We start from the raw sequence: 2,275 nt of genomic DNA, 5'->3' as shown, positions 1-2,275 counted from the left end.
GCCTGCGGGGGGTGGGGTGGCTCCGGCTGCGGGCGGCACACCGCCTGCCATGGGCGGAGTGGTTCCCATTCCCGGCGGGACGGGCGTGCCCGGCCTGGCCGTGGGGGCGCTCGACGGCGAGGACGCGCCGCTCGAGGGTGGAACCGCGCCGGTGGACGGCGGAGGCGTCGTGGTGGGGGTGGACGACATGCCGGGAATCGGCGGCATGGCACCGGGCTTGATCGGCGTGGCCGACGCACCGCCGGACGGTGCCTTGCTGATGGTGCCGTCACCAGCCGCCGGCTTGGGGGTGTCGAAGACGCCCTTGGGGGTGCTGGGCTGGTTGAACTTGGTGCTGCGGTCACTACCGCCCGCCGCACCGGGCGCACCCGCCGCGGGCGGCATGGCAGCGGGCGGCGTCATGGGCGGCATCGCGCCGGGCTTGGGCGTCGACGGCGTGGACACCGGCGGCATACCGCCGGTCGGCACCGTCGTCGAGGTCCGGGGACCACCGCCGGGCGGCGTGGTGGAGCCGGGTGGGACGGACATGTTGGGCAGCGGGGGCATGCTGCCCTTGGGGATGTTGACCGATCCCGCGCCGCCCTTGGGGGTGTTGATGGGGCTGACGTTGGGGCCGCCTGGGGTCTTGCCGCCGCCGGGGGTGGTGGTGCCGGTGCCGCCCTTGGGGACGGTGGAGCCGGGCGGGACGGACATGTTGGGCAGCGGGGGCATGCTGCCCTTGGGGATGTTGACCGATCCCGCGCCGCCCTTGGGGGTGTTGATGGGGCTGACGTTGGGGCCGCCTGGGGTCTTACCGCCGCCGGGGATGGTGGTGCCCGCGCCGCCCTTGGGGGTGTTGATGGGACCGACGTTGGGGCCGCCCGGAGTTTTACCGCCGCCGGGGATGGTGGTGCCCGCGCCGCCCTTGGGGGTGTTGATAGGGCTGACGTTGGGGCCGCCGGGGGTCTTGCCGCCGCCGGGGACGTTCGGCCCGCCACCCTTCGGCGTGGTCACCTGCGAGACGTTGGGCCCGGCGGGGCCCTTGGCACCAGTGGGGTTGGGCCCGGTGCCGCCGTTGATCTGGTTGATCGGCGTGACGTTCGACCCGCTGGTGGTCGAGTTCTTGATCTGGCCGCCCGCCGCCCCCGGCGGCTTCACCGCGCCCGAGTCGGGGTTGATCTTCTGGAACTGGTCCCGGTTGAACTGGTCGAGCTGGACGTGCGTCTGCTGGGTGGCCTTCAGCCCCGCCTGCACGTTGCCCATCGCGGTCGACGCCTTGTTGGCCTGCTCGACCGACTTGGCGTTGGAGTTGTTCAGGGCGGGCACCGCGACCAGGCCGATCGGGCCGAGGGCGTTGGGGGCCAGCTGGAGCCCGGTCAGCTTGGACGAGATCGCGGCCAGGCGGGACTGCAGGTCGCCCGCCTTGTTCTGCAGGTTCTCCATGGAGGACCCGCTCATGGAGAACCCCGAGTTGCCGGTGGGCCCACTCGGCGCGGACGGCGTGGACGGCGTCGACGTCGAGGGGGTGCCCGAGGGGTTCGCATTCGGGGACGGGTTGCCCGACGGGGTCGGGTTCGGGTCGGAGTTGCCGCCACCGAAGCGTGCCATGAGCGAGTCTCTCCAGTGCTGCTTGAACTAGGTCGAACCGGGTTGCCGCCTGCTAGTTGGCGGTCGGGGCGTCCGGGGCCTTCAGCGTGTGCTGGGCGGTAGCCCTGACAGGTGCTTCGGCCCTGCTGAAGGCGATGGGTGCCTCTTGAGCTTCGCCGGTCCTGAAGGTGGACGTGAGCGGTGCTTCGGCCCTGCTGAAGGCGATGGGTGCCTCTTGAGCCTCGCCGGTCCTGAAGGTGGACGTGAGCGGTGCTTCGGCCCTGCTGAAGGCGATGGGTGCCTCTTGAGCCTCGCCGGTCCTGAAGGTGGACGTGAGCGGTGCTTCAGCCCTGCTGAAAGCGGTGGGCGCCTCATGTGCGGTGTGCATGGCGGCGGACGAGACGCTCGTCGTGCCCGAGGCCCGGACCGCATGTTCCGCAGTGGGGGCGATCGGGGCGTCCATTCGCTCGACGACGTGCTGGGGGGTTGCGATCGCCGTAGGGGCGTCCATTCGCCTGACGGTGTGGTCGGCGGTGGGCGCGGTCAGCGTTTCCATCTGCCTGACGGTGTGGTCGGCGGTGGGCGCGGTCAGCGTTTCCATCTGCCTGACGGTGTGGTCGGCGGTGGGTTCGGCCAGTTTTGCCATCTGCCTGACGGCGTGGTCGGCGGTGGGCGCGTCCGGTGCCTGTGAGGTGACGAAGCCGGTGGG

At 71.7% G+C, this 2,275-nt stretch carries 1 protein-coding gene and 1 pseudogene; both read right to left on the bottom strand.

The genetic code is table 11. The features are described 5' to 3' along the window. Window positions 1-1,587: pseudogene (locus IEZ00_RS24835) on the bottom strand (hypothetical protein); the annotation flags it as partial. A gap of 52 nt (window positions 1,588-1,639) precedes the next feature. Further along, window positions 1,640-2,275: hypothetical protein (locus IEZ00_RS24830; RefSeq protein ID WP_229796048.1), on the bottom strand; the 636-nt coding region annotated here is incomplete at its 5' end.

The organism is Saccharothrix coeruleofusca (genome assembly GCF_014648515.1).
Lineage (GTDB): Bacteria > Actinomycetota > Actinomycetes > Mycobacteriales > Pseudonocardiaceae > Actinosynnema > Actinosynnema coeruleofuscum.
This window is presented reverse-complemented; position numbering and strand designations above follow the sequence as displayed.